This is a genomic window from Pseudomonadota bacterium (genome assembly GCA_022361155.1).
In the GTDB taxonomy this organism is placed as follows: Bacteria; Myxococcota_A; Polyangia; order Polyangiales; family JAKSBK01; genus JAKSBK01.
Window position 1 is genome coordinate 1 of sequence record JAKSBK010000140.1, and the last position, 22,928, is coordinate 22,928.

The 22,928-nt window shown below is 65.7% G+C and carries 14 protein-coding genes; 7 read left to right on the forward strand and 7 right to left on the reverse strand.

Annotation, left to right across the window (positions count from 1 at the left end):
* Nucleotides 1-331, reverse strand: a 331-nt coding sequence (locus MJD61_04695) for a hypothetical protein (GenBank protein ID MCG8554574.1), incomplete at its 3' end; no start/stop codon positions are given.
* 181 nt (nt 332-512) lie between these two features.
* Between MJD61_04695 and MJD61_04700 the strand changes: the two genes are divergently transcribed.
* Genes MJD61_04700 through dapE form a run of 4 tightly spaced genes read left to right on the forward strand, consistent with a single transcriptional unit; the run spans nt 513 to nt 3,124 of the window.
* Complete coding sequence (locus MJD61_04700; GenBank protein MCG8554575.1) at nt 513-773, forward strand: ribbon-helix-helix domain-containing protein; 261 nt, start codon at nt 513-515, stop codon at nt 771-773.
* The gene (locus MJD61_04705; protein ID MCG8554576.1) at nt 770-1,186 is read left to right on the forward strand and encodes a PIN domain-containing protein; all 417 of its coding nucleotides are present in this window, start codon (nt 770-772) and stop codon (nt 1,184-1,186) included. The genes MJD61_04700 and MJD61_04705 overlap by 4 nt, the downstream gene beginning before the upstream one ends.
* A 4-nt stretch (nt 1,187-1,190) precedes the next feature.
* Complete coding sequence (locus MJD61_04710) at nt 1,191-2,024, forward strand: 2,3,4,5-tetrahydropyridine-2,6-dicarboxylate N-succinyltransferase (protein MCG8554577.1); 834 nt, start codon at nt 1,191-1,193, stop codon at nt 2,022-2,024.
* Complete coding sequence (gene dapE / locus MJD61_04715; GenBank protein ID MCG8554578.1) at nt 2,021-3,124, forward strand: succinyl-diaminopimelate desuccinylase; 1,104 nt, start codon at nt 2,021-2,023, stop codon at nt 3,122-3,124. The genes MJD61_04710 and dapE overlap by 4 nt, the downstream gene beginning before the upstream one ends.
* Nucleotides 3,125-3,148: 24 nt before the next feature.
* Here dapE and MJD61_04720 read toward each other — a convergent pair whose 3' ends face one another.
* Nucleotides 3,149-3,634 carry a hypothetical protein gene (locus tag MJD61_04720; protein MCG8554579.1) on the reverse strand — a complete coding sequence of 162 codons (486 nt, stop codon included), beginning with the start codon at nt 3,632-3,634 and terminating at the stop codon, nt 3,149-3,151.
* A gap of 140 nt (nt 3,635-3,774) precedes the next feature.
* On the opposite strand from MJD61_04720, the gene MJD61_04725 reads away from it, so the two are divergent.
* Nucleotides 3,775-4,374, forward strand: a complete 600-nt coding sequence (locus MJD61_04725) for a hypothetical protein (protein MCG8554580.1) — start codon at nt 3,775-3,777, stop codon at nt 4,372-4,374.
* A complete protein-coding gene (locus MJD61_04730) occupies nt 4,371-5,321 on the forward strand; it encodes an HTTM domain-containing protein (protein ID MCG8554581.1) in 951 nt (316 codons plus the stop codon). The genes MJD61_04725 and MJD61_04730 overlap by 4 nt, the downstream gene beginning before the upstream one ends.
* A gap of 248 nt (nt 5,322-5,569) precedes the next feature.
* Here MJD61_04730 and MJD61_04735 read toward each other — a convergent pair whose 3' ends face one another.
* Nucleotides 5,570-6,358 carry an STAS/SEC14 domain-containing protein gene (locus MJD61_04735; protein ID MCG8554582.1) on the reverse strand — a complete coding sequence of 263 codons (789 nt, stop codon included), beginning with the start codon at nt 6,356-6,358 and terminating at the stop codon, nt 5,570-5,572.
* 298 nt (nt 6,359-6,656) lie between these two features.
* Between MJD61_04735 and MJD61_04740 the strand changes: the two genes are divergently transcribed.
* The gene (locus MJD61_04740) at nt 6,657-8,813 is read left to right on the forward strand and encodes a hypothetical protein (GenBank protein ID MCG8554583.1); all 2,157 of its coding nucleotides are present in this window, start codon (nt 6,657-6,659) and stop codon (nt 8,811-8,813) included.
* Between the two features lie 40 nt (nt 8,814-8,853).
* On the opposite strand, the gene dusB is transcribed toward MJD61_04740, so the two are convergent.
* From dusB to MJD61_04760, 4 genes are all read right to left on the reverse strand, one after another.
* The gene (gene dusB / locus MJD61_04745; GenBank protein ID MCG8554584.1) at nt 8,854-10,011 is read right to left on the reverse strand and encodes a tRNA dihydrouridine synthase DusB; all 1,158 of its coding nucleotides are present in this window, start codon (nt 10,009-10,011) and stop codon (nt 8,854-8,856) included.
* 50 nt (nt 10,012-10,061) lie between these two features.
* On the reverse strand, nt 10,062-10,982 hold the full coding sequence (locus MJD61_04750; protein MCG8554585.1) for an aminotransferase class IV: 921 nt from the start codon (nt 10,980-10,982) through the stop codon (nt 10,062-10,064).
* Nucleotides 10,979-22,213, reverse strand: coding sequence for a tetratricopeptide repeat protein (locus MJD61_04755; GenBank protein MCG8554586.1), 11,235 nt, complete (start codon nt 22,211-22,213; stop codon nt 10,979-10,981). Before MJD61_04755 ends, MJD61_04750 begins: the two co-directional genes overlap by 4 nt.
* Nucleotides 22,214-22,556: 343 nt before the next feature.
* The coding region (locus MJD61_04760) for a hypothetical protein (protein MCG8554587.1) at nt 22,557-22,928 on the reverse strand (372 nt) is incomplete at its 5' end.

The window sequence follows — 22,928 nt, forward strand, 5'->3', positions numbered from 1 at the left end:
CGACGGTGTTGTCTTTCAGCCAGTGCTCGTGGGCGTTGAGCGCCGCGTGGTAGAGACTGTCGTAGGTGCCCACCAGGTCGGGGGTCAGCGCGACGCGCGCAGCGCGGAAATCGGCCTGCATCTTTTCGGACGGATAGTAATAGGTGTGCGCACCGAAGATCTCTCCCTTGAGCTGGGCACAGGGGCCCGTGCCGCTGATGAGGTCGTAGCGTGCCACGAAGGGCAGCCTGGCGACCTGGCAGGTGGGCGGCGGCTGCGTACAACCCGATGCCGCGCAGACCAGTCCCAAGAGGCCGATCGTCGAGAGCATCTGCGCCTGCGCCGTTGCCATGACTCGTCTCCAACAGGGTACCACCGCATTCAATGGATGTCCTATGCGCCGCCACGCTATGTTATCCGCGCTTCTGGTGCTGCTGGTGGCTCGAGTGCGCAGGCGTCATGCACGTTGGGGATGGCCCTCTGGGTGTGTGCTTCGGTTTGACTCGGCACCTCAGGTAATGTATATACGCCGTATGCCAGCGATGGTCCGCAAGCAGGTGTACTTGACCGCCGAGCTGGATGAGCGCCTCAGGCGCGAGGCGGCCCGGCAACGACGTTCCGAGGCCGAGATCCTGCGTGAGGCCCTGGCGGTGCGCCTGGGCGTGAGCGGCAAAGACCGCGTCGACGCTTCGGGCGATTCGCTGTGGCAGCTCGTCGGAATAGGCGCGACGGACAGTACCAATCTGTCCGGGAGCGTCGATGACGTCCTCTACGGGCGCTCGAAGATGCGATGAAATCCGCGTTTGTCGACACGAGTGCGTTCATCGCGCTCGTGGACCCGAAGGATTGCAACCACACGGCGGCCAAGGGTGCGCTCCGCGCTTTTGCGACGGCGAAGACGCCCCTGGTAACGTCAACCGACGTGGCCGACGAGGTCATTACGTTGGTGCGCAGGCGCATGGGCCACAGGACGGCCGTCAGAGCCGGTGAAGCACTGCTCCGTTCGCGTTGGTGTCGCCTGCTTGATGTCGACTCGGCAACCCGCGAAGCGGCGTGGGGCATCTTTGTGCGCTACAAGGACCATCTGTTCTCCTTCACCGACTGCACCTCGTTCGCACTGATGCGCGCGTTGAATACAACCGAAGCCTTCACCTTCGACAAAACAGACTTCTCGGCCGCCGGTTTCGTCGTGGTGCCCGCTTGCTAGGCCCATGAACGACCAACCACCCGAGCGTGCGCTGATCGAGCAAGCCTACGCGACGCGCGAGCTGCTCGAGAGGCCCGGCCACCGGCGCGCTGTGGCACGGGTTATCGAGCAGCTGGACCGCGGCGAGCTAAGGGTAGCGAGCCCGCCCGGCGAGCCCGGCGGCGAGTGGATCACGCACGCCTGGATCAAGCAGGCCGTGCTCCTGTATTTCGCAACCCAGGGCATGCAAGTCATCGAGTGCGGGCCCTTCGAGTACCACGACAAGATCCCGCTCAAGCGAGGTCTTGATCGCGCTCGCGTTCGCGTGGTGCCACCGGGAACGATTCGATACGGCGCGCACGTGGAGCCTGGCGCGGTGCTCATGCCCGGCTACGTCAACATCGGCGCGTACGTGGGGGCGCGCAGCATGGTGGACACCTGGGCCACCGTGGGCTCCTGCGCGCAGATCGGGTGCGATGTCCATTTATCGGGGGGGGTCGGCATCGGCGGCGTGCTCGAGCCGTTGACCCGAACGCCGGTGATCATCGAGGATGGCGCGTTCATCGGCTCGCGTGCCGTGGTCGTCGAGGGCGTTCGAGTCGGGAGCGAGGCCGTGCTGGGCGCGAATGTGGTGCTCACAGCTTCGACAGTCGTCTTGGACGTCACGGGCCCCGAACCGCTGGAGATGCGAGGCTATGTACCGGAGCGCTCCGTGGTGATTCCGGGTATGCGAACCAAGCGCTTCAGCGCCGGAGACTATCAAATTCCCTGCGCACTGATCATCGGCAAACGATCGGAGCATACCGATCGCAAGGTCTCGCTCAACAACGCGCTTCGCGAGCACGGACTCGCCACGTGAGCACGTCGACGACGAGCGACGAGGGCCTGGCTTCGGCCCTGTGCACGACGCTGCTTGATCTGACCCGCATTGCGAGCCCGATCGGCGAAGAGATGGCGCTGTGCGACCACGTGCAGGCGCACCTGCTCGAGCACCTGCCTGCCGGGGCCGTGCAGCGCCATGGGCACAGCCTGGTAGTGCATGCGGTGCGCCGGCCCGGCAAGCCCCGAATTGCGCTCGTGGGGCATCTGGATGTGGTGCGCACCGAGCACGACGGGCCGGCCAGGGTGGAAGGTTCGCGCCTCTTTGGGCCGGGAGCGGCCGACATGAAATCCGGGCTGGCCGTGATGCTCGAGCTGATCGAGCGGATCGACCTCGCGTCGTTACCCTGCGATCTCATGTTGGTGTTTTACGAGGGCGAGGAAGGACCTTACGAGGAGAACGCGCTCGGGGAGCTTCTCCTTCGTTTCGAGGACCTGAGCCGGATCGATCTGGCCCTGTGTCTGGAGCCGAGCGACAACAAGCTCCAGCTCGGCTGCATGGGTTCCGTGCACGTGACCTTGCGCTTCGAAGGACGCACGGCGCACAGCGCACGGCCGTGGCAAGGGGAAAACGCCATCCTCAAGGCGGCGGACGTGCTGCTCGAGCTTCGAGATCGGGCTCCGCGCGACGTGGTCGTCGACGGCTGCGTCTTCCGAGAGGTGGTGTCACCGACCCTCGCGAGCGCCGGCCGAAGCCACAACATCGTTCCCGACTTGTTCGAGGTCAATCTCAACTACCGCTTTGCTCCGGGACGCACGCCGGCCCAGGTGGTCAGCGAGATCGAGCATTTCGTTGGGCAGCGGGCCAAGGTGGAGCCGACCGATCTGTCACCGGCTTGCAGGCCGCACAGGGACCACTTTCTGGTCAAACACCTGGCGCAGTGCGGCGTGCGTGCCACCGAGGTCAAGCAGGCATGGACCGACGTGGCGCGGTTCGATCAGATCGGCGTGGCCGCGGTCAACTTCGGCCCGGGCACGCAGGCGCAGGCACACCAACGCAACGAATACACCGAGCTCGCGCCGCTCGAAGAAGGCTACCGCGTGCTGGAGCAATTCTTGAAAACGATTCCAGAGCAGTAGCGCCGGCCCGCAACGAAGTTCCGGTCACGGTGCTCCGCAGGCCAGCCACTCGGCGAGGGAGGTCCTCTCGGCATCGCCGGGCGCAGCACCCGACGGTGGCATGCGGCGATTCTGTGCCGCGGGACCCGCGCCCGCGGAAGTATCGATGGCCTTCGCCTGACGGCGAATCAGCTCCAGCGTATCGAAATTGTGGTCGGGCGGCGCAGCCATGCGCGCCGCGCCGGTGACTTGCTCGCTGTGGCAGCGAATGCAGTAGCTGGCGAAGAAGCTCGAGCCAAAGCTCTCGTACGTCAGGGTCTGTCCGGGCGGGCACTCGGCGCCGGTAGGGGTGCCCATCGGATGCGCGTGGCCGCCCCCGGCATGTCCATGTTCTCCTGCGCTGCCATGGCCGTGGCCCGCCCGGCTCATGGACCCGCTGCCGGAACATGCGGTCGCTGACAGCAGGGCGTACGACGTGGCCGCGATCGCAAGGCGAACCTGCTTCACGCTCCTGCGAGCGACTGCTTCCATGGCGCGACCATACGTGCTCGAGGCCGCCTGCTCAAGCCAGCCTCTTGCTGCCAAGAAAATCGGCCTGCGAGCACGCTCGCATTCGCCAGCTTCCTCGCCGGCTGCTACATAGGGTGCCGGGCTAGTGGCACACGACTGCAATGGAAGCACTCGAGCGGGATGCGTCTCAGGCCGAGCGAGCGCAGCCGCAGGAGGCGTCGCTGCGGGCACGCCTGCGCACCCTTGCACTCACCCTCTTGTTGTGCGCGTGGGCGATCGACGCGCTTCCGGCTCGCTCGCATGTACATCGCATGGCGAAGCGCGTGGTCACGCCGGTGCTGACCAACCTGGGCCTGTGGCAGCGCTGGCCACTCTTCGCGCCCAACGTCGATAGCCTCAACTCGTGGCTCGACGCCCAGGTCCTCTACTCCGACGGTTCGCGCTGGTCGTGGCAGAGCACCGATTGGAAGCGACGCGACTGGTGGGAGACCATCATCACCCACCGGCACATGAAGGTCTACGAGGAGCTGCGGCGCGACGATCAGCGAGGGCTTTGGTCGCCTTTTTGCCGGTACCTGGCACGCATCGCCCCCAAGCGGAGCGGCGGTGCTCGCCCCGTTCAGGTGGTCCTGACCAGACACTGGTGGCAGGTTCCGCCACCGCATCGTCTCGAGCAGGCAAGGGCCCGCTTCAGCGCCATCCCGCCCCCGCGTGAGGAGTTCATCAGGCGGGCCCGCTATCACACGGAGAACCTAGAGTGAGCGAGGCGATCCCCAGTTTGCGCCAGCTCGGCCTTCGCTGGCATGCCTTTCTCACGCCGGCCTGCGATCCAAGGCCGTGCGCGCTCATTCGGATAGGGTACGCATCCCTGGTCTTCGTGAACTTCGCAGCCATGGCCATGCACGTCGAGTCCATGTGGAGCGAGCAAGGCTGGCTTCCGCTCGAGGTCTCGCGCCGGCTGACCGACCGCTACGCGTTGACCGTGTTCATGCTGCTACCCGCGAACGCGACCGTACTGTGGACTTGCTACGTGGCCGCCCTTGTGCAGTCGTTCCTATTGGCGCTCGGCTTTCTGTCGCGTTTCAACGCCGTTTGCGTGTTCGTGTGGCTGGTGTCTTTCCAGCACCGCAACGTCTTCATCACCGACGGTGAAGATATCGTGTTCCGCATGGTCGGGTTCATGGTGATCTGGTTGCCGATGAATCTAACGTATGCCCTCGATGCCACGCTATGGCCGGCCAAGGGCGCCGGATCGGCGCCGAGCTCCGGCTGGGCCCTGCGCATGCTGCAGCTCGAGATGTGCCTGATCATGCTCTGTGCAGGAATCGAAAAGCTCGAGGGCGATCACTGGTGGACGGGGGACGCCATGTACTACGTGAGCAAGCTCGACGATCTGTTCAGACGCTACCCTCCGCCCCAGGCGTTGTCGGAATCGCTGTGGTTTCTGCGGATCATGTCGTGGAGCACGCTTGCCGTCGAGCTGCTGGCACCGCTGCTGCTGTGGTTTCGGGAAACACGGCGCGTGGCTCTGGGGGCGATCGTAGCCTTGCATCTGGGCATCGATTACATGATGAACTTGTTTCTGTTCCAGTGGATCATGCTGGTAGGGTGGCTATCGCACTTCACTTGGAAGGAGCTCGTGTGGCTATGCACGAGCCCCATGCGCCTGGTACGCGTGGTGCGGTCCCAGGTGCCCCGCAACGCATAGCGGCCTGTCTCTAGTTGCACGACGGTGCAATAGTAGGGGAGGTCTTTCAGTTATTGCGGCGGCCGGATAGTTTGGCGGCCAACCGGAGCTGCGCTTTATCGGGCAAGCCCGAGGCAGGAGGCGGTGGCGGACGGACGAGGCGGAGACAGAGGGCCGCGGCGGAGGCGGATATCGGGTTCGGAGATCGGGCCCGGCTTCGGGTTCCCGGATTCCGGGGTTCGGATTCGGGTCCCGACCTCCGTGGTCGACTACTGCGGCGGGGCCCCGCTGACTTCCTCGTGCGAGGACGCAGCAGGGGCGCCCGCGCCGGCCCACGCGATAGCGCCCTCGACATCGGCGGACGAAAAGTGCTTCAGTTCCGCCGCAACGAAGTGCCGGGCCAGCTGGGGTGCAATTCCTGCGAACTTTCCATCGGCAGCCACGGCCACACGCCGCACTTTGCGGTGATGGTCGCGCACGAATGCGATGTGCCGCAGCAAGCTGCCAACGTCTTCCCAACCCCGAAACGCCTGCACGTGCAGCACAAGGCCGCTGAGCTCCTCATGAGCCTCGATCCAGGGGTCGACGGCCAGGGCCACGGCATCGAAATCCTCGGCGCTCAGAGGCCCCTTGAGCTCGAGCACCAGCACGCCGCTCTCGGCGCGCAGGTCGTGCGTTAGGTGCCTTGCCTGGGGCGGTGCGCTGACCCATGCCAGCGCCTCGTCCCAGCTGCTGTTGCCGAAGATCCCGACCGGGCAAGGCATCATCATGCCCAGCAAGCGAGATGAGTTGCGAAGCCATCCGATGTCGGTGACGATGGCGCAGCGTTCCAGCAAGCGCAGGTGTTGGAGCCCCAGCCGCATGTCCTCGAGGGCTCCCACCGGCGTGAAACCTTCGAAGTCGGGAGTGAAGTGGTAGAGAAAACGCACCCTGCCCCCTCGGCTTCGGGCATCGGACAGGAGGGGACGCAGCACATCGTTGTAGTCCTGCTGGGTGACTTTGCCCCCGGCTCGCAGGCCGTAGACGTCCGCAGGTAAGTCGGTCAATCGCTCGAGCATGGCTCATCTCCATTGGGTGCCGGACGGCAGGTTGCTCCATTGGGCGCCGGACGGCAGGTTGCTCCATTGGGTGCCGCACGGCAGATTGCGGCCCATTGTACGCTAAGGGCCCGCGGAAGAATAACTCATCCGTTTCGCCGGTTCTGACCACCGCTGGCTATGTTGCACCTCCTCGAAGTATCCCCAATACTCCTCGTCGTCGCGCCTCGCCAGCGGCGCCGATCGGCGCTCCAGCAACGTTCTGAGTTGGCGCGGGCCGCGTTGCATGTTGGTCTGGCTTGGAGTAACGGTGGCAACCATGAGTAAGCGTCGAATCGTCCTGGGTATCGCTTGCGGGGTGTGGCTTGCGGCATGTTCACAGGCAGCCCCCGCGGGTGGCGGCGCCTCGGGGACGGGCGTGGTACCCCCGCCTCCGTCCGCGTCCGGCACAGTCGGCGCCGCTGGGACGCGTCCGGTCGCGGGCAACGCCGGAACCCGGATCACGGCCGGCGGCGGGGGCACGGCTGCGGGTGGCCGTGCCGGTGGGGGCTTGGCCGGGGTAGGTGGTCGGAGCGGCGTCGGGGGTATCGGCGGCCAGGCAGGTTTCGGCGGCGCGGCTGGCGGCGGTGGCTTGGGCGGGGTCGGCGGTGGCCTGGGCGGGGTCGGCGGCATGACGCTCTGCCAGTTTCCGCGTGCCGATTGCGACGGCAACGGCACGTGTGAGACCACGCTCACCACGTCAGAGCAAAACTGCGGAATGTGCGGCCACGAGTGCCGACTCGCCAACGCCGATCAGGCGTGCGTGAACGGCCAGTGCCAATTGGTCGGCTGCCAGGCGGGTTGGGGCAACTGCGACTTGAATCCACTCAACGGCTGCGAAACCCAGGGCACCTGCACCGGTACGGGCATGGGCACCTGCCCGGTTGGCCGCGCCGACTGCAACGGCGACGGGACGTGCGAAACGCAGCTCAACACCGAGATGAACTGCGGCTTCTGCGGTGGCGTCTGTCAGTTGCCGCACGCACAGCAGCACTGCCAGCAGGGCCAGTGCCAGCTTGGCCAGTGTGAGCAGGGTTGGGCCAACTGCGACCTGAATCCGCTCAATGGGTGCGAGGTGCAGGGTACCTGTCTCGGCCCGGGCACAACGCTTTGCATGTTTGGGCACGCGGACTGCAACCGCGATGGCGTATGCGAGGTCAGCACGTTGACCTCGAATCAACACTGCGGCGCCTGCGGGGCTCGTTGCGAGCTTCCCCACGCATCCGAGAGCTGCCAACAGGGATCCTGCACGCTGCAGGGATGTGACCCGGGTTGGAGCAACTGCGACGGCAACCCCTACAACGGGTGCGAAACCTCCGGTCCATGTGTTGGGCCCGGCGCAGGCGGTTTCGGCGGCTTTGGAGGCTTCGGCGGCTTTGGAGGCTTCGGCGGTATTGGAGGCTTCGGCGGTATTGGAGGCACCGGCGGTATTGGAGGCACCGGCGGTATTGGAGGCTTCGGCGGCTTTGGAGGCACCGGCGGGACGGTGTGCCCGGCAGGCCGAGGCGACTGCGACAACAACGGTAGCTGCGAAACCAACGTCTACACCTCCGAGAGCCACTGCGGGGCATGCGGCAACCAATGCTCGTTCCCCTACGCGAGCGAGCGTTGCATCAGCGGCCAGTGCACGATCGTCAGTTGCAACAGGGGCCGCTACAACTGCGACGGCAACCCTTTCAATGGCTGCGAAACGAGAGGCACCTGCACGAACGTGGGAGGTAGCGGCCAGTGCCAGCCGGGCACTGCCAACTGCAGCGGCGGCCCCAATTGCGAGACCAACCTGTTGACGTCTCGGGACCATTGCCGCGGCTGCAATCGTCGCTGCCGGTTGAGCAACGCGAGCGAACGCTGCGTGAGCGGCGCCTGCACGATCACCAACTGCAACAGCGGGTGGAACAACTGCGATGGCAATCACAACAACGGGTGCGAGACCCTGGGCCCTTGTCCCGTCGGGGGTGTGATCGGCAGCTGCCAGGGGCAGCGCGGTCGCGGTGACTGCGACAACAACGGGACCTGCGAAACCAACCTTCTGACCTCGAATGCCCACTGCAGCATGTGCGGCGCGCGCTGCCAGCTGCCCAACGGGAGCTCGCGCTGTGTCAGCGGCATGTGCACGCTCACGGGCTGCAGCGGCAACCGCAACAACTGCGACGGCAACCCCTTCAACGGCTGTGAGTGGCAGGGAGCGTGCCCCAACGTAGGCGGCCTCGGTCAATGCCAGCCAGGGCGTGCCGACTGCAGCGGAGGGGCGACCTGCGAGACCGACGTGCTCAATTCCCTGAACCACTGCGGTGGCTGCAATCGCCGCTGCAATCTAACGAACGCGCGCGAGCGCTGCGTGAGTGGCGTTTGCACGCTCATCGGGTGCAACGTCGGCTGGTACAACTGCGATGGGAATATCTACAACGGTTGCGAAACCCGAGGTTTCTGCTTCTGAAGCCTTACCAAGATCTACTCTTGCACCGTCATGTGCATCGTCACCCGCCAGAGACCGCGGCCTCTGCCTCGGCTTCGGGCGGGGTCGCGTCGTCGAGCTGCTCGAGGTAGCCGGGCGGCAGTACCACACGCTGGCGCCCGCCCCGCTTGCCCCGGGGCAAGTGGGCGGCGCCGGGCGGAAAGGGCTCGGAAGCATCCAGCGACCCAAGCACCAGGCTCAGCTGCTCGAGTGTGTTCACCAGCATCAACTGGGGCCGGACGCTGGCGGCGCGGTGGAAGCCCTTGGTGTACCAGATGCTGTGCTTGCGGAACGCGCGCATCGCAGCGGCCTCGCCCAGCCACTCGCACAGCAGTCGTGCGTGCTCCTGGGCGATCTCCTTGACCACACCGAAGTTGGGCGGGTCGCTTGGAACGCGGCCCTCGAACACGTCGGCCAGGTCGCGAAACAACCACGGGCGCCCCAGACAGCCGCGCCCCACGATGACCCCGTCGCACCCGGTTTCGTGCATCATGCGTAGCGCGTCTTCGGCCTCCCAGATATCGCCGTTGCCCAGCACGGGAATGTGACGCAGCGCGCTCTTGAGCTCCGTGATGGCCTCCCAGCACGCCGGACCGTCGTAAAGCTGCGCCGCCGTCCGGGCGTGCAGGCCAACCGCCGCGCAACCTTCTTCTTGCGCGATGCGTCCCGCCTCGAGAAACGTGCGGTAGCGTTCGTCGATGCCGATCCGGACCTTGATGCTCACCGGTACGGAGCCGGCCGCGCGCACGGCGGAGCTCACGATGTTGCGCAGCAAGCGGGGCTTGAGCGGAATAGCAGCACCGCCGCCCTTCCGGGTTACCTTGCGCACCGGACAACCAAAATTGAGGTCGATGTGATCCACCTCGGACGCGGCCACGAGGCGCCCGACGGCGCGACCCACCGAGCCGGGATCGACTCCGCACAGCTGCAGGCTGCGCGTGGCTTCCTCCGGACCGAAGGAAGCGAGGCGCCAGGTTTTGTCGTTGCCTTCTACGAGCGCGCGAGCGGTGATCATCTCGCTCACGTACAGGCCCGCACCGAAGCGCCGGCAAAGGGTTCGGAACGGGTGGTTCGTAACCCCTGCCATGGGCGCCAACACCACGGGTGGCCAGATCCGCAGCGGCCCCAGCAGCAGCGGCTTGAGCTCTGCGGGCGGGCGTGGGGTTGCCTCTTGCTGCATGCCAGCGCGGCAACGACTTACGCGCCGATCCGCGCTCGAAGCGGGTCCGCTCAACTGGACGCCGCGCGGGCGCGGCTGCGATAGCCTCGCAGCAGCTCCTTCGTAACAGGACCTGGCTTGCCATCGCCCACAGCCACGTCATCCACCCGCACCACGGGGGCGATTTCCCGCACCGAGCTGCTAATGAAGACCTCTTGGGCACCGTACAGGTCGCCCGGAAACAGCGGCCCCTGCACGGTCGCCAGGGAACGCTCGGACGCTAGATCGAGCACGAGCCCGCGTGTCACGCCCGCCAGGATCCCCGCGCTGACGGGCGGCGTTCGCAACACGCCGCCGACCACGGCAAAGACATTGCTCGTCGAACCTTCGAGCACCTCACCACAGGGTCCGACGAACGCAGCCTCGTCGCTGCCGCGCCCCTTGGCCTCGCGCAGCGCCATCGCGTTCGGCAGGTAGTTCGATACCTTGGCGCCGCCGACGCTGCTACCCTTGGCGCCCTGCAGGTCGTGGATCAACGATAGCGCGATGCCTTGCTCGTAGATCGTCGCTGGTGGCGGCGCGAGCGGCAGGGCGTAGACCACCCTCGTCGTGGCGCGCGCGGTGGCTGGGTCGAGATTCACCGGGCCCTGACCGCGTGAAACCACCACGCGCACATAGCACTCCTCGCTGCCGCTGCGCTCGACGGTTTGCCGAATCTCCACCGAAAGCGACGCCGAGTCGAGGGGCAGGCGAATGCCCAGCCGATCGCACGAGCGGGCAAGGCGCTCGAGATGCTCGCGCTCACAAAACGGCGCGCCTCCATAGGTGCGCATGACCTCGAACGCAGCGTCACCGTACAAGAAGCCTCGATCGAGCACCGAGACCCGCGCCTCGGCCACAGGCCGAAAATCACCGTTTAGACAGACGACACCGTCGAGCATGGGGCCGGTGCCATAGCGCAGCGTTCTCGGGGGCGCCAGCGCTGGCCTCATCCCAAGGAGTCCAACAGCTCCCGCGCTTGCGCATGGTCCTTGGCTTCGGACAGAGCACGCCGCAGCATGGACTTCGCCTTGGCGCTGTCGCCCTGACGCGCCGCGATGTCACCAAGGTGGTAGTAGACGTCGGCCTTGCGAATTCCGTCGTCGGGCCGCAGCTTCTGCAGCAGCAGCGCACGAAAGGTCTTCTGGGCGCGAGCCAAGTCGCCGTTGCGCAGGCACAGGCGCCCGAGATCGCGCAGGATGGAAACGTTGGTCAGGTCGATCCTGAAAGCCGCATCGTACATGGCCAGAGCGCGATCCGATTCGCCGATCCCTTCCAGCGCCTGCCCCAACCTGTGTTGATAGGTGGCCACCTCTCTAGCGCGACGCCCTCCATACGAAGCGATGATGCGCTCGAGCACGGGGATGGCGTCGCGCTGACGGTCCGCGGCGATGTACATGTCGCAAAGCGGTAGCAATACAGCGCGGTCATCGGAAGCGAGCTCCGCTGCACGCTCGAGGAACGGAAGCGCGGACGCGGGGTCCTTGAGCTTGGCGGCATAGAGCTCGGCGACCTCGCGCAAGCACTCCACCTGCTGCCGGACGTCCTGCAAAGCACCGACCTCGCCTGCGAGCAGCTCGGCGAGCTCGGCGTACTGCTCGCCCGCTTGGTAGTGCGCCTTGAGCCGTTCCCTGACGCCCACCACGCTCGGATCCAGGGACAGCACACGGCGCATGGCTGCTTCGGTACGGCCGCGATCGCCGAGGTGTTCCTCGGCGATGCTGGCGATCCTCGACGCCGACGAGACGGCGTCAGCGCCGGTCTGCACGTCCGCGAGCCGCTCGAGCGCACTTGCCGCCGCCTCCCAATCCTGCATCTGCTCGTGCAAGCGCGCCAACGCTACCAGCGCCGGTACGTGATCCGGCGCCCGCTCCACAACGCGCCGGTAGGCGGCAACGGCCGAGGCCGGGTCATCTAGACGCTCCAGCCGCAGCTTCGCAAGCTGCAGCAGGCACTCGAGCTCGGTCTCGCTGTCGCCGGCCTTCGCGGCATGCTCGACCCGTTGCTGCAGAAGCTCGACGAGCTCGTCCCAGCGTTCGTCCAGCTCGAGCAAGCGACTCAGCTCCGCGAGTGCTTCCGGACGCCCGGGCTCCTCCTGCAGGATCTCGCGCAGCTGCTCGATCGCCTCGCCGCGCTTACCGAAGCGTTGCTCGGCAAGGCGCGCCAGGCCCACTCGCGCGATGCTGCGCTCCGAAGGGTCGTGCGCACGGCGCAGGCGGCGCTGCAGCAAGACATGCAGGTCGTCCCAGCGTTCCTTGGCTTGCAGCAGCGACTCCAGGGCGGACATGGCCCGCCGGTCGCCGGGGTCATCGTCCAGCAGCTCCTCGTAGGTTCTGAGCGCGGCGTCGTGGTCCGCCAACGTCTCGAGCTGCATGCGGCCGAGCCGGTGCCTGAGCTCCGAGCGTTCCACAGGGTCGCGTTCGATCTCCGCGCGGCGCGCCAGCAGATTCGCAACCTCGTTCCAGCGCTCCTGCGTCGATCTCAGGCGGATCAGCGCGTCCATCGCGGCAGTCTCGCCCTCGTCGATCGCCAGGATGTCCTTCAGGCAGGCCGCCGCCGCGTCGAGGCTCCCCACCCGGTGCTCCGCCAGCTCCGCAGCCTCCTGCAGGTACTCGATCCGGACACGGTCGTCGTATTCAGCGGCCGCCCACTCCCGCAGCGCCTCCACCAACTCCGCCTCCCGTCCCTGCTGGCGCAGCAATGCTACAAGCTGCGAGTGCGCCTCGCCGGCATGGCGGTCGGCCTTGATCGCCGCGCGCAAACAGGCTTCGGAAGCCACGCTGTCTCCGAAGCGTTCCGCATACCAGCCCGAAGCCCTCAGATTCAGGTCGCGGGCCAGCGAGCTCTCCAGATCACCTGCCTCGGTCAGCTGCTCGACCAGACCGCGCAGCGACTCCCAACCGTCGGCCGCGCTGGCCAAGCGCTCGAGCTCCGCGGCAAGCTCCTCGTCTCCGGGATCCAACTCGAAAGCCTGCCGCACAGCTGCCAGTGCCTTGACGTTGTCACCAAGCTCATCCTCCCACAGCCGCGCAGCCTCACGCAGCAGCTCCATACGCCCCACCTCGTCCTCGCTCTTGCGCAGGCGGACCTCGTACAGCGCCACCACTTTGTCCATTGCTCCCAGTCGTCTGTATGCAGAGTCCAACAGCTCCAACACGTCGATCGCCAGATCATCCACCGCGATCAGTTTCTCCAGACCCGAAAGAGCGCGTGCCTCCGTCGGAGCCACCTCCAGGACTTCCTGAAACGCGGCAAAAGCCGCAGCCGGATCCTTGGAATGCTCCTGGCGCAGCTCGCCCAGCCGTACCAGCAGCTCCGTGCGGCGCTCCGCGATTTCCTCGACCGCGACTCGCTGCTCGAGGAGCTCGGCCAGATCGTCCCAGCGCCCGGCCCGCACGTACAGCCGGTCCAGCTGCTCCAATAGCTCCGGGGTCTCCCCGCCTTGTTCCAGTGCACGCCGGTAGGCCTCGATGGCTCGTCCATCGTCATCAAGGTGGTCATGCGCTATGCGTGCCAAGCGCTTGTACAGCGCTACCGCTGCACTCGGATCCAACACAGCGGTCGCTCGCGAAGCGAACAGATCCGCGGCCTGTTCCCACTTGCCTGCCTTGTGAGCCAGCTGCTCCAGCTCATCCGCGATCTCGGCGTTTCCCGGGTCCTCCGACAGGGCCGAGCTCAGACTCTCAAACGCCTGTTCGAGATCGCCAAGACCATGCTTTTGAATGTGGGCCAATCGCTTCAGCTCGTCTCGCCGGCGCGTTGGATCGCTGCTCGCTTCCACGTTGCCTGCCAACAGCTGAGCGAGATCGTTCCAACGCCGCTGCTGCTCTAGAAGCGGGTCGAGTATCTCCGCCGCCTGCATGCGATAGTCGGCAAGCTGCGCGATCCGAAACAGAGCTGCGATGGATGGCTCGTGGGTCGGATCGATCGTCAGCGCCTCCTGATACATCGCGATCGCCTCGAGCTCATCGTCAAGCTCCCGCTCCAGGATCTCTCCAGCCCGGTGTCGCAGGCTCAACTGCTCGGTTGCGTCGTCGCTCGTTCCGGCGCGCAGCTTCAGATTGTCCAACAGCTCCGGCCACATGCCTTCCCGCTCGAACAAGCGAGCCAGGGCCCGGATCGCAGCAGCATTGGTCGGCTGGTCCTCGAGCACTCGCCGATACGCCTCGATGGCCTCGTGGGGGTGCCTCAGCAGTTCGTCCTGAACCTGCCCGAGTCGAAGACCAAGGACGGCTCGTTCGCTCGGCTCTTCGCTGAGCTCGATACGGCGCCGCAGCGTCTCGCTGAGCCCTTCTGTATCGCCCCCGGCCGCGTACAGGCGATCAAGCGCCTCCAGTGCGGCAACATCGGCATCGTCTTCCTGCACAGCCAGGCGGTAGGCTTCGACTGCTCCAAAGTGATCCCCAAGCAGTTCCTCGCGAACCGATCCGATGCGGCGCAAGAGCTCGCCGCGCTCGGTGGGATCGTAGCTCCGCTCGATCTTGTGCTGCAGGACGTTGACGAGCCCTCCCCACTCGCCCACCATCGTCTGCAGCGCCTCGAGCGCATCGAGCGGGGCCGAATCGGCTGGGTCCGCCTCGAGCAGCCTTTCGTACGTTGCAATCGCCGCTCGCGGGTCGTTTCGTTTCTCGTCGTGGACGCGCGCGATCACGGCGAGCAGCCTAGGAACCACGGAAGCGTCGCTGGCAACCTGCTCGAGCGCCTGCTCGCAGGCAGCCACCTGCTCGTCCCAGGCGTGCAAGCTATCCGCGAGCCGGCTCACCTCTGCGATGGCGCGCTCGTTGCCGGGATCGACCACCAGCGCTCGCGTCCAGGCCGCAAAAGCCAACGCCGGGCTCGCCCCTCGTCCTTCGTGGAGATCTGCGATCTCGGCCAGCAACCGGAAACGCTCCTCGGGGTCGTCCAGCAGCTCGGCGCGCCCCTCGTAGATCGCGATGAGCTTCTTCCATTGATCGCCCTGGCGATACAGTGGTTCAAGCAGCCCCGTTATGCGAAGCGTAAACTCCGGCTTTCTCACCAAGAGCTCGAGCGCTGAGATAGTGGCTTCATGGGCCGGATCCGCTTCGGTGATTTCCTCGTAGACATCAATGGCGGCAGTCACCTCATCCAGCTTTGAAGCCAGCAAGTCGGCCAGCCGGAATTTTTGCTCGATTTCCTCCGGTGTCCCTGTCGCTTCCTCGATGCGATAGCGTATGTGCTCGGTCAATTCCGCCCAACGTTCGGCCTCGCGCAGCAGATCGTCCAATGCTGCGATCGCATACTCGTCTGCCGGATCGACATCGAGCATTTCGCGGTACGTCTGCGCCGCCGCGTCGATCTCGCCCAAACTGCGCTGCAGGTCGGCGCAGCTGCGCAGCAGCTTCACGCGTCGGTCGTCGGCCTCCGACAGATCGACCTGCTCCCGGTACAGGACCAGCAAGGGCTGGTTGGCGCTGGTCTGCTTGTAGACCGATTCCAGAGCCTCGAACGTCTCTCGATCCGCGGGATCGAACGCCAGCGCCCGGGCAAGAAAACGACCTGCACGCGGTAGATCACCCATGCGCTCCGAGCAGATTCTGCCGGCATAGACGGCTAGCTTGGCAGTGGCGGCATCTTCCACTCCCGATCTTTCAAGGACCTGCTCGAACACATCGCTGAGCGTGCTCCAAGCCCCGAGATGCTTGGCAAGCCGCGTGAGGGTCTCCCACACTTCCTCGTTGCGGGGATCCGCTCGCAGCAGCCGGGCATGTACGGTCATCGCTCCCTCGAGATCTTCGAGCTGGTCTTCGTACAGGTGCGCCAACCGTACCAGCAGCCTGCGCTGCTCTTTGGGGTCGCTCTCGTCGGCGACGCGCGCGTCGAGCGCCTTGATTACCTTGGGCCATTCCCTGCGCGCCAGGTAGCCGGGCTCCAGGATCTCGGCGGCCAGGGCGCGGAACTCCTCCCGGCGCATGAGCTCCTCCACCAGCTCGACCGTGGGCGCATGAGCGTTGTCCTGCTCCAGAACCGACCGACAGTGGTCCAGAGCCCGATAGGTGTCGTCCAGGTGCCTGTGGAGCGTTTCGGCGAGCTTGTGATGCAGCACGACCTCGCGCTTGGCACCGACCTGATCGCCGGCACCCGAGCGACTGGTCTTGCGCGCCAGCTCTCTCTCGTACAACGTTGCAAGCTCGATCCAGGCCGCCTGCGCGGTGTACAAACGCTCCAGCGCCTCGAAGGCTTCCGGACGGTCGCTCTCCGCGCTCACCTCCTCCAAGGCCTCGATGGCGGCCGGCAGATCATCGAGTGCGCGCTCCAGGATGTCGGCTTGCCTTAGGAGCAGCGTGTGGCGCGCATCAGGATCCGAAGCCAGCTCGGCCTTGTGCCTGAGCACACCGACCAGAGCGGCGTGGTCACCCGCGGAGGCACTCAGCTCCTCGAGGGCATCGAGAGCAACCTGATGCCCGGGTCGGTGCTCGATGAGCCGATTGTAGTACTCCCGAGCCAGCGCGGCGTCGCCGAGTCGCTGCTGTGCAACGGCCGCGATGGTTTCCCATACCTGGATCTGCAGGTCGGCATCGATCAGATCCGGCGCAGCCTGTTGCAGGAGCTCGACGTACTGCGCGAAGCGTCCCGACATCTCGGCCAGGCGCTGCAGCTCCCTCAACAAGATGTCCGCTTCCGGCTCCGAAGCACCGACGCGTACCGCCTCGCCCACGTACGTGAACGCGCGGCTCGCATCGCCCGCTCCGGCGTCGGCGACTTCCGCCGCGCGCCTGAGGGCATCGAGCCTCTGAATCGGATCGTCGGTATCGGCGAGCACCTCCAGCGCGGACAGCAGCTTGTCGTAGTCCCCGGCCGCCTGGTAGCGAGGCGCGGCTACACGTGCCGCCTCCAGCCTGAGCTCGCTGCCTGCATCCTGCATCATCTGATCGAGCGCGTTCAGCGCTCCTGCATGCTCCGGCTGCTCGGTGAGCACCTCTTCGTACATCTCGATGGCCCGCTCGGGCTCCCCGGTGCGTATCCGCATGAGCTCGCCCGCACGAAAGCGCAGCTCGCACAGTTCGCCCTGATCGTGTGCCAACTCGATGGCCATCTGTATGCAGTCAAGCAGCTCCTGCCAGTGCTCGCTCGCCTCGTGCAGGCGCATCAGCGCAAGCAGCGTGTCGCGATCCGGGCCGAACGCTCCGACGATCTCGTTGTAAGCCGATATCGCGTGATCGCGATCCTCCAGCTGCTCCTCGTACACCGAGCCGATCTTGCGGATGATGTCCCGGCGCTCCGCGTCGTTCGTGGTGACGACGTCGCGGTTCTGCAGTACTTCGATCAACTCCTTCCACCGCCCCGTCCGTTCGAGCAGACGCTCGAGCCCGCGCATCGCGTGCACATCCGAGGGGTCGTTGTCGAGTCGCTCGCGCTGCGTCGACGTAGCCGCCTCGAAGTCGTCCAGGACCTCCTCGTACAGGTCTGCCAGTCGGCTCAGCAAATGGCCGCGCGCTTGGGGGTCGTCTTCGAAGCGTACCTGCTGGCGCAGGTCCTGGGTGAGGCGCGCGTGGTCCCCCTTTTGCATGTGAATGCGCTCAAGAGCACGCGAAGCGTCGAGCACGACACGACGATTATCCGGATCGGCCTCCATCAGGCGTTCGTAGGCGTACTCCGTCGCGTCGATATCCTGCAGCCGCTCGTCCCACAACACGGCCAGCTCGAGCAGGAGCTCGGTGCGCAGGTCGACCGTCTCGCAGCCGGCCAGCGCCTTCTCGAGCACGGCAGCACGATCGCGGTGGCGGTCCAGCACCCCGGCGAGACGGTCAAGCTCCTGGCGTGGTCGAGATTCGGCGGGATCGGCCTCCACCGCCCGTGCGTAGGCCTCGAAGGCGCTGCGTTGGTCCTGAAGCCGATGCTCGTGCAGTTGCGCGCTGCGTAGCAGATTGTCGACTCTGGCTCCCCGGCTTTCGGCGGCCTCGAGCTGGATGCCGAGCACGCGCACCAGCTCGGCGCAGGCGCCCTGCGATTCGTAAATGGGCTCGAGGATCGCCGCCACGCGTTGACGCTGCTCGGACACGCCGAGCAGCCGTTCCAGCGCTTGCTGCGCCTTGAGGTGAGTCGGTGCCTCGAGAAGGACCGATTCGTAGCGATCCACGGCCAGCGCGGGATCGCCGAGCTTGCTCTCGTTGAGCGAGCCCAAGCGATACAGCAGATCTACGGCGTCCTGACCCTCCGCCTGATCCAGCTGGCGGCGCAGCAGGGCGATCAACTCATCCCAACGCTCGCTGCGCTCGTACAGGTGCTCGAGCGTGCGCAACGAGGAAGCATGGTCCGGATCGAGCTCGAGCACCTGCTGGTAGGCCTCGATCGCGCGTTCTGGCAGATCGAGTATCTCTTCAAAGAGAAAACAAAGCTGCAGCAGGAGCTCGAGCTTGGCCGGCGGATCGACGGTGTCCTCGATGCGCTTGCGGTACAGCTCCTGCAATTGGTCCCACTCCTCGTCGTCGGTGTGGAGCTTCTTGAGCGCCATGAAGGCGCTTTCGTTGAGCGGGTCGTCATCCAGGACGCGCTGGTGGAAACGCCGGGCCGCGTGGGGCTCGCCAAGTGCCTCGTCGTATAGTTGCGCCACCCGCGCGGACAGCGCCGCTGCCTCGGTTCTCCCAAGCTCTCCGGAATCGACGACGGCGGCGTACGCGCTGGCAAGAGCGTCGTGCTGACCCGCTCGTTCGGCGGCCTCATAGAGCCGATCCCAAAGGTCCACGTCGGAAGGGCTCTCGCGAAACGCGGCCTCGAGTGCGCCATAGGCGCCTGCGACATCCCCGAGTTTCGAACCACTGATCTCGGCGAGCTGCAGCCGCAGCTCACGCAGCTCTTGCTCATCACGACTGACTTCGAGCCGCCTGCGCAACAGGGCTGCCAGCTTGTCGTAGCGCCCGCTGTGCTCGTAGGCACGTTCCAGCAGCCGTCTTGCGGCCGGCGCCCAGTCCGGATGGCTCTCGCTGAGCTTCTCTAGCGCCGCCACGCTCTGACCGTGACCCGGTGAGATCTCCAGCACCCGGGCAAACTCCTCGATCGCCGCCTCTGGATTGTCGAGCGAGTCGGCCAGCAGCGTGCCCAGGCGGTTGGTGATCTCGATGCTGAGCCCGTCCCGAGCCTCGATCTCTTGACGGCGGCGCAAGATCTCGGCTAGCCGCGGCCAGTTCTCCGTCTTGACGAGTAGCCGGTCGAGCGCATGAATCGTCGCCAGGTCGCCCGCACGTTGCTCGAGCACCTGCTCGAGATGTCCAATGGCTGCCTTGGGCTCCCCGAGCACCTTCTCTTCCAGCTCTGCCGCCTCACCAAGCAGCTCCAGGCATCGCTCCTGATCGTCGCTATGCTCCGCGCGCAGCAGTAGCAAATCCCTGAGGTCAGCCTGGCGCTTGCCGGAACGATAGATGTCCTCCAACGTAGCCAGCACCGCCTCGTCCTTCGGTGTGCTTTCCAGCACGCGCTTGAGCTGTGTGACCGCGACGTCGCTGCGTTCCAGGCGCTCGCTGGCGATCGCCGCCGCTCTGCGGCGCAGCTCCACCGCCTCGTCCTCGGGCGCCTCGTCGGCCCGCTGCAACAAGACCTCCAGCAGGCGCTCGAAAGCACCGGCACGCTCGGCGACAGCCTCCAGGCCCGAGCGAGTCGACGCTCTAGCCGGCGCGAGACGGTAGGCCTCGGCTGCGTAGGCGAAGGCGGCTTCGCTGTCGCGCAGCTCTTCAAGAGACAGTCCCCTGAGACGTTCGAGCAGATCGATGAGCTCAGCCGAATCCTTGTCGCCTCTGAGATGAGCGGCGACGATCTCCAGCACGCCCACAAGACGCGACCATTTTTCGTCCTGCTCGTAGATGGGGGCCAACGCTCGGGCCGCCCTCACATTGCCCGGATCGGCGCCAAGCACACGCTCGTAGTTGCGGAACGCGCGCTTGGGCTCCCCGATCTGGTCCTCGAAGATCCGCGCCGCGCGCAAGCTCAACTCGATCCTGAGCTTCGGGTCGTCGGTCCGCTCTGCGGCTGCTCCAAACACATCGACCAGCGTCTCCCAGTCCCCAGCCTCTCCATACAGCGATTGCAGTCCGTCCCAGTCCTGCTCGGCCAAGAAACGGTCGCGCAGCGTTCTGAGCGCGCGTCCGTTGCGAGGCTCGATCTCCAGCACTTGACGCCAGGCGCGCGTCGACGCTTCCGGATCGTCGAGCTGCTCGGCATACAGTCCGCCCAGCCGCTGGAGCACCTTGACACGAGCACGATCATCGCTGAGCAGCGCCACGCGCCGTTCCAAGGCATCTGCCAAAACCGGCCAGTTCCTCTGGCGCTCCGCAAGCTTCTCGAGCCAGGCCACGGCCTCGGTGTGGGTCGGCTCGAGCTCGAGCACCTGGCGCCAAAGCTCCACCGCCTGCTCGTGCCGGTGCAGCCTCTCCGCAGCCAGCTTGGCCATGTTCAAGGTGTTGTCGAGACGTACGGAAGGGTCGTCGGTCGACTCCAGCTCCTTGCTCAGCACATCGTAGAGCGAACGCCAAGCACGCTTTTTGGTATAGATTTCCTTGAGCCGGTCGAGTGCTTCGCGATTCGTGTGATCGAGCGCCAACACCGACTCGAGCGGGCTCGTCGCCTGGTTGTGGTTCGCGAAGCGTTCGATCCACAGGCGGGCTACGCGCAAATAGGTTGCGATCTTCTCGTCTTTTCCCTCGATCGCCTGGGCGCGACGCGTCAGAACCTGGATCAGATCGTTCCAGCGTCCCATGCGCTCGTACTGCTGGGTCAGCGCCGTGAGCGCCTCCATTTCGTCGGGCACCAGCTTGAGGATGGCGTTGTACGTATTGACCACCATCACGTCGAGCTTCAGGTTGTCCCGGTACACTGCCAGCAGCTCGCGCAGCAGCTCGACCCGCCGCAGCGGCTCGGTATCGGCAACTCCCTCGATCTCGGTCTTGAGAACCTCGACCAGGGCGTTCCACTTCTGACTGTCGCGGTACAGCTGCTTCAGGACGCGGCAAGCTTCGGCGTTGCCGGGGTCCAGTCGCTGCACGATCTTCCAGGCATCGATCGAACGCTCCCGCGTGCCCGGACTCTTGTGTGCTGCGCGGGCAATCTCGATGGCGAGAGCAAGCTTATCGCCCGCATCGCCCGCGATTCGCTGGGCATCGGTAAGAATGGCCAACAGCTTGGGGAGATCTTCTTCCCCAGGCAGAAAATCACGATAGAAGCTCAGCATCACCGGGTGGCTCGGTACGAGCTTGCGCAGCCGGGCGAAATACGGCTCCGCCTCCTGCGGCGCGTCGCGCTTGCGCCAGTGCAGCATGGCGATCTGCAGCAAGATGCCCTCTTCCGCCTCGATCTTCTGGCGCACGCGCAGGGCCTCGTCGTAGATGTGGACGAGACGATCCCATTGCTCGGTTTCCGTGAGGTGCTCGGCGACAAAGGCCAGGCTATCGCTGTCCGTCGGCAAGAAATCCAGCACGCGCTCGTAACACTCGGTTGCGCGCGCCTTGTCGTCCAACTTGCGATGCAGCACACGAGCGGCTCTGCGGTACAGGCCAATTCGCTCGTCCCGCGTACGAGCCGCCTTCGCCGTGGCAACGAGAACGTCGGCGATCTCCGCCCACTGGCCGCGCACGCGCAGCGTCTGCTCCCACAGCACGGTCGCTCGGGTGTTGGAAGGGTCGATGCGCAACGCGTCACGAAACAGCTTGTCCGCCTCTCTCTGGCGGCCTTTCTTGCGGAACTGCCAGACCAGGCTCGCGGCGCGAGCCAGCAGCGAGGTCTTTAGCGATACGTCGGTAGCCTGAGCAGCCTCTTCGACGAAACGTTTCGCGAACTCACGCCAACTTCGCGACACCTGCTCCAGACGCTTGGTGGCAGAGACGACTGCCTCGCCCTCGGGGCTGAGCTCCAGGGCTTTTTTGTACGCGCGGCGCGCCTCCTTGGGATCCAGCAGCTCCTCGAAATGCAGGCGACCCAACTCCTTCCACAGGGCTACCTGAAAGGCGCGGTCATCCTGGACGAGATCGATTTCCGCCTCGATCAGGCGCGCAACCGTTGCGATGTTGCCGCGTTGCTCGTGTCCCTGGCGAGCCAGCTCCAGAAGCCGAACAGGCTGGTCGCCGATCCGCTCGGCTTCCCCGCTCGCGATCGCCTCGCTCATTGCCACGAATGCGGACTCGTCGTCCGGATCCTGCTGCAGCATTCCCAGGCACTTCGATACGGTCAGCTCAGCCATCACTCTCCCGCGTGGCAACGGTCTTGGTGCTGTCTCGCCCAAGAACCAAGCTTGGGACTCAAAACGCCAGCGTACGCATGTTGCTGCAAGTCCCGAAACTCCGGGCCGAGCATGGCGCGGCGCCGCGAGGCCGGACAGCGCGTTGGCGAACCGAGGAAGCGCAGCGCATGCGGTTGAGCAGGGGCGAGCGTGAGACGGCGCGGCAGACGGCCTCGCACCGCAAGCCAGGCGACGGGAGTGAGTTTCGGAACGGACACATGTTAGCGGTGGGAGTCGCCGGCTGGCAAGCGGCTTTCGCGCCTTCCCGCGCGCCGCGGCCCGACGTTCGGGATGCCGCAGCAGCTTACAGCATGAGCGCCCCGGCCCAACTCAACGCGCCCCAGGTCGCAAGACCCGTGCCCATGTGAATTGTCGCTAGGGTGCGGAGCTTCCCATAGTCGTTTGCCCGGTCCAAACCGAACATCCCGTTAGCTACCACCAAACCGAGCGTCAGCTGCATCACCATCCCCGCCAGATGCACCCAACGCAGGGTCTTGTGCGCACGCAGGGTACGGGCAAACGGGCTGTCGCCCGACGCCGAGTCGTCGGGGTCGGGCATCATCAAAGCAACAGTCAACGTGGCGCTATAGAGCAGCCCCGTGGTCACGCCCCCGATCCGGTGGATCCACGGCGCGCCAGAACACTGCGACTGCCCGAAGATCGCCGACCCTTTCAC

Excerpts from the sequence above, each read along its gene's own strand:
- MJD61_04755 (MCG8554586.1), bottom strand. The coding sequence starts at position 22,213 with ATGGCTGAGCTGACCGTATCGAAGTGCCTGGGAATGCTGCAGCAGGAT.
- MJD61_04750 (MCG8554585.1), bottom strand. The coding sequence starts at position 10,982 with ATGAGGCCAGCGCTGGCGCCCCCGAGAACGCTGCGCTATGGCACCGGC.
- MJD61_04740 (MCG8554583.1), top strand. The coding sequence starts at position 6,657 with ATGAGTAAGCGTCGAATCGTCCTGGGTATCGCTTGCGGGGTGTGGCTT.
- MJD61_04720 (MCG8554579.1), bottom strand. The coding sequence starts at position 3,634 with ATGGAAGCAGTCGCTCGCAGGAGCGTGAAGCAGGTTCGCCTTGCGATC.
- MJD61_04705 (MCG8554576.1), top strand. The coding sequence starts at position 770 with ATGAAATCCGCGTTTGTCGACACGAGTGCGTTCATCGCGCTCGTGGAC.
- MJD61_04725 (MCG8554580.1), top strand. The coding sequence starts at position 3,775 with ATGGAAGCACTCGAGCGGGATGCGTCTCAGGCCGAGCGAGCGCAGCCG.
- MJD61_04735 (MCG8554582.1), bottom strand. The coding sequence starts at position 6,358 with ATGCTCGAGCGATTGACCGACTTACCTGCGGACGTCTACGGCCTGCGA.
- MJD61_04700 (MCG8554575.1), top strand. The coding sequence starts at position 513 with ATGCCAGCGATGGTCCGCAAGCAGGTGTACTTGACCGCCGAGCTGGAT.
- MJD61_04710 (MCG8554577.1), top strand. The coding sequence starts at position 1,191 with ATGAACGACCAACCACCCGAGCGTGCGCTGATCGAGCAAGCCTACGCG.
- dusB (MCG8554584.1), bottom strand. The coding sequence starts at position 10,011 with ATGCAGCAAGAGGCAACCCCACGCCCGCCCGCAGAGCTCAAGCCGCTG.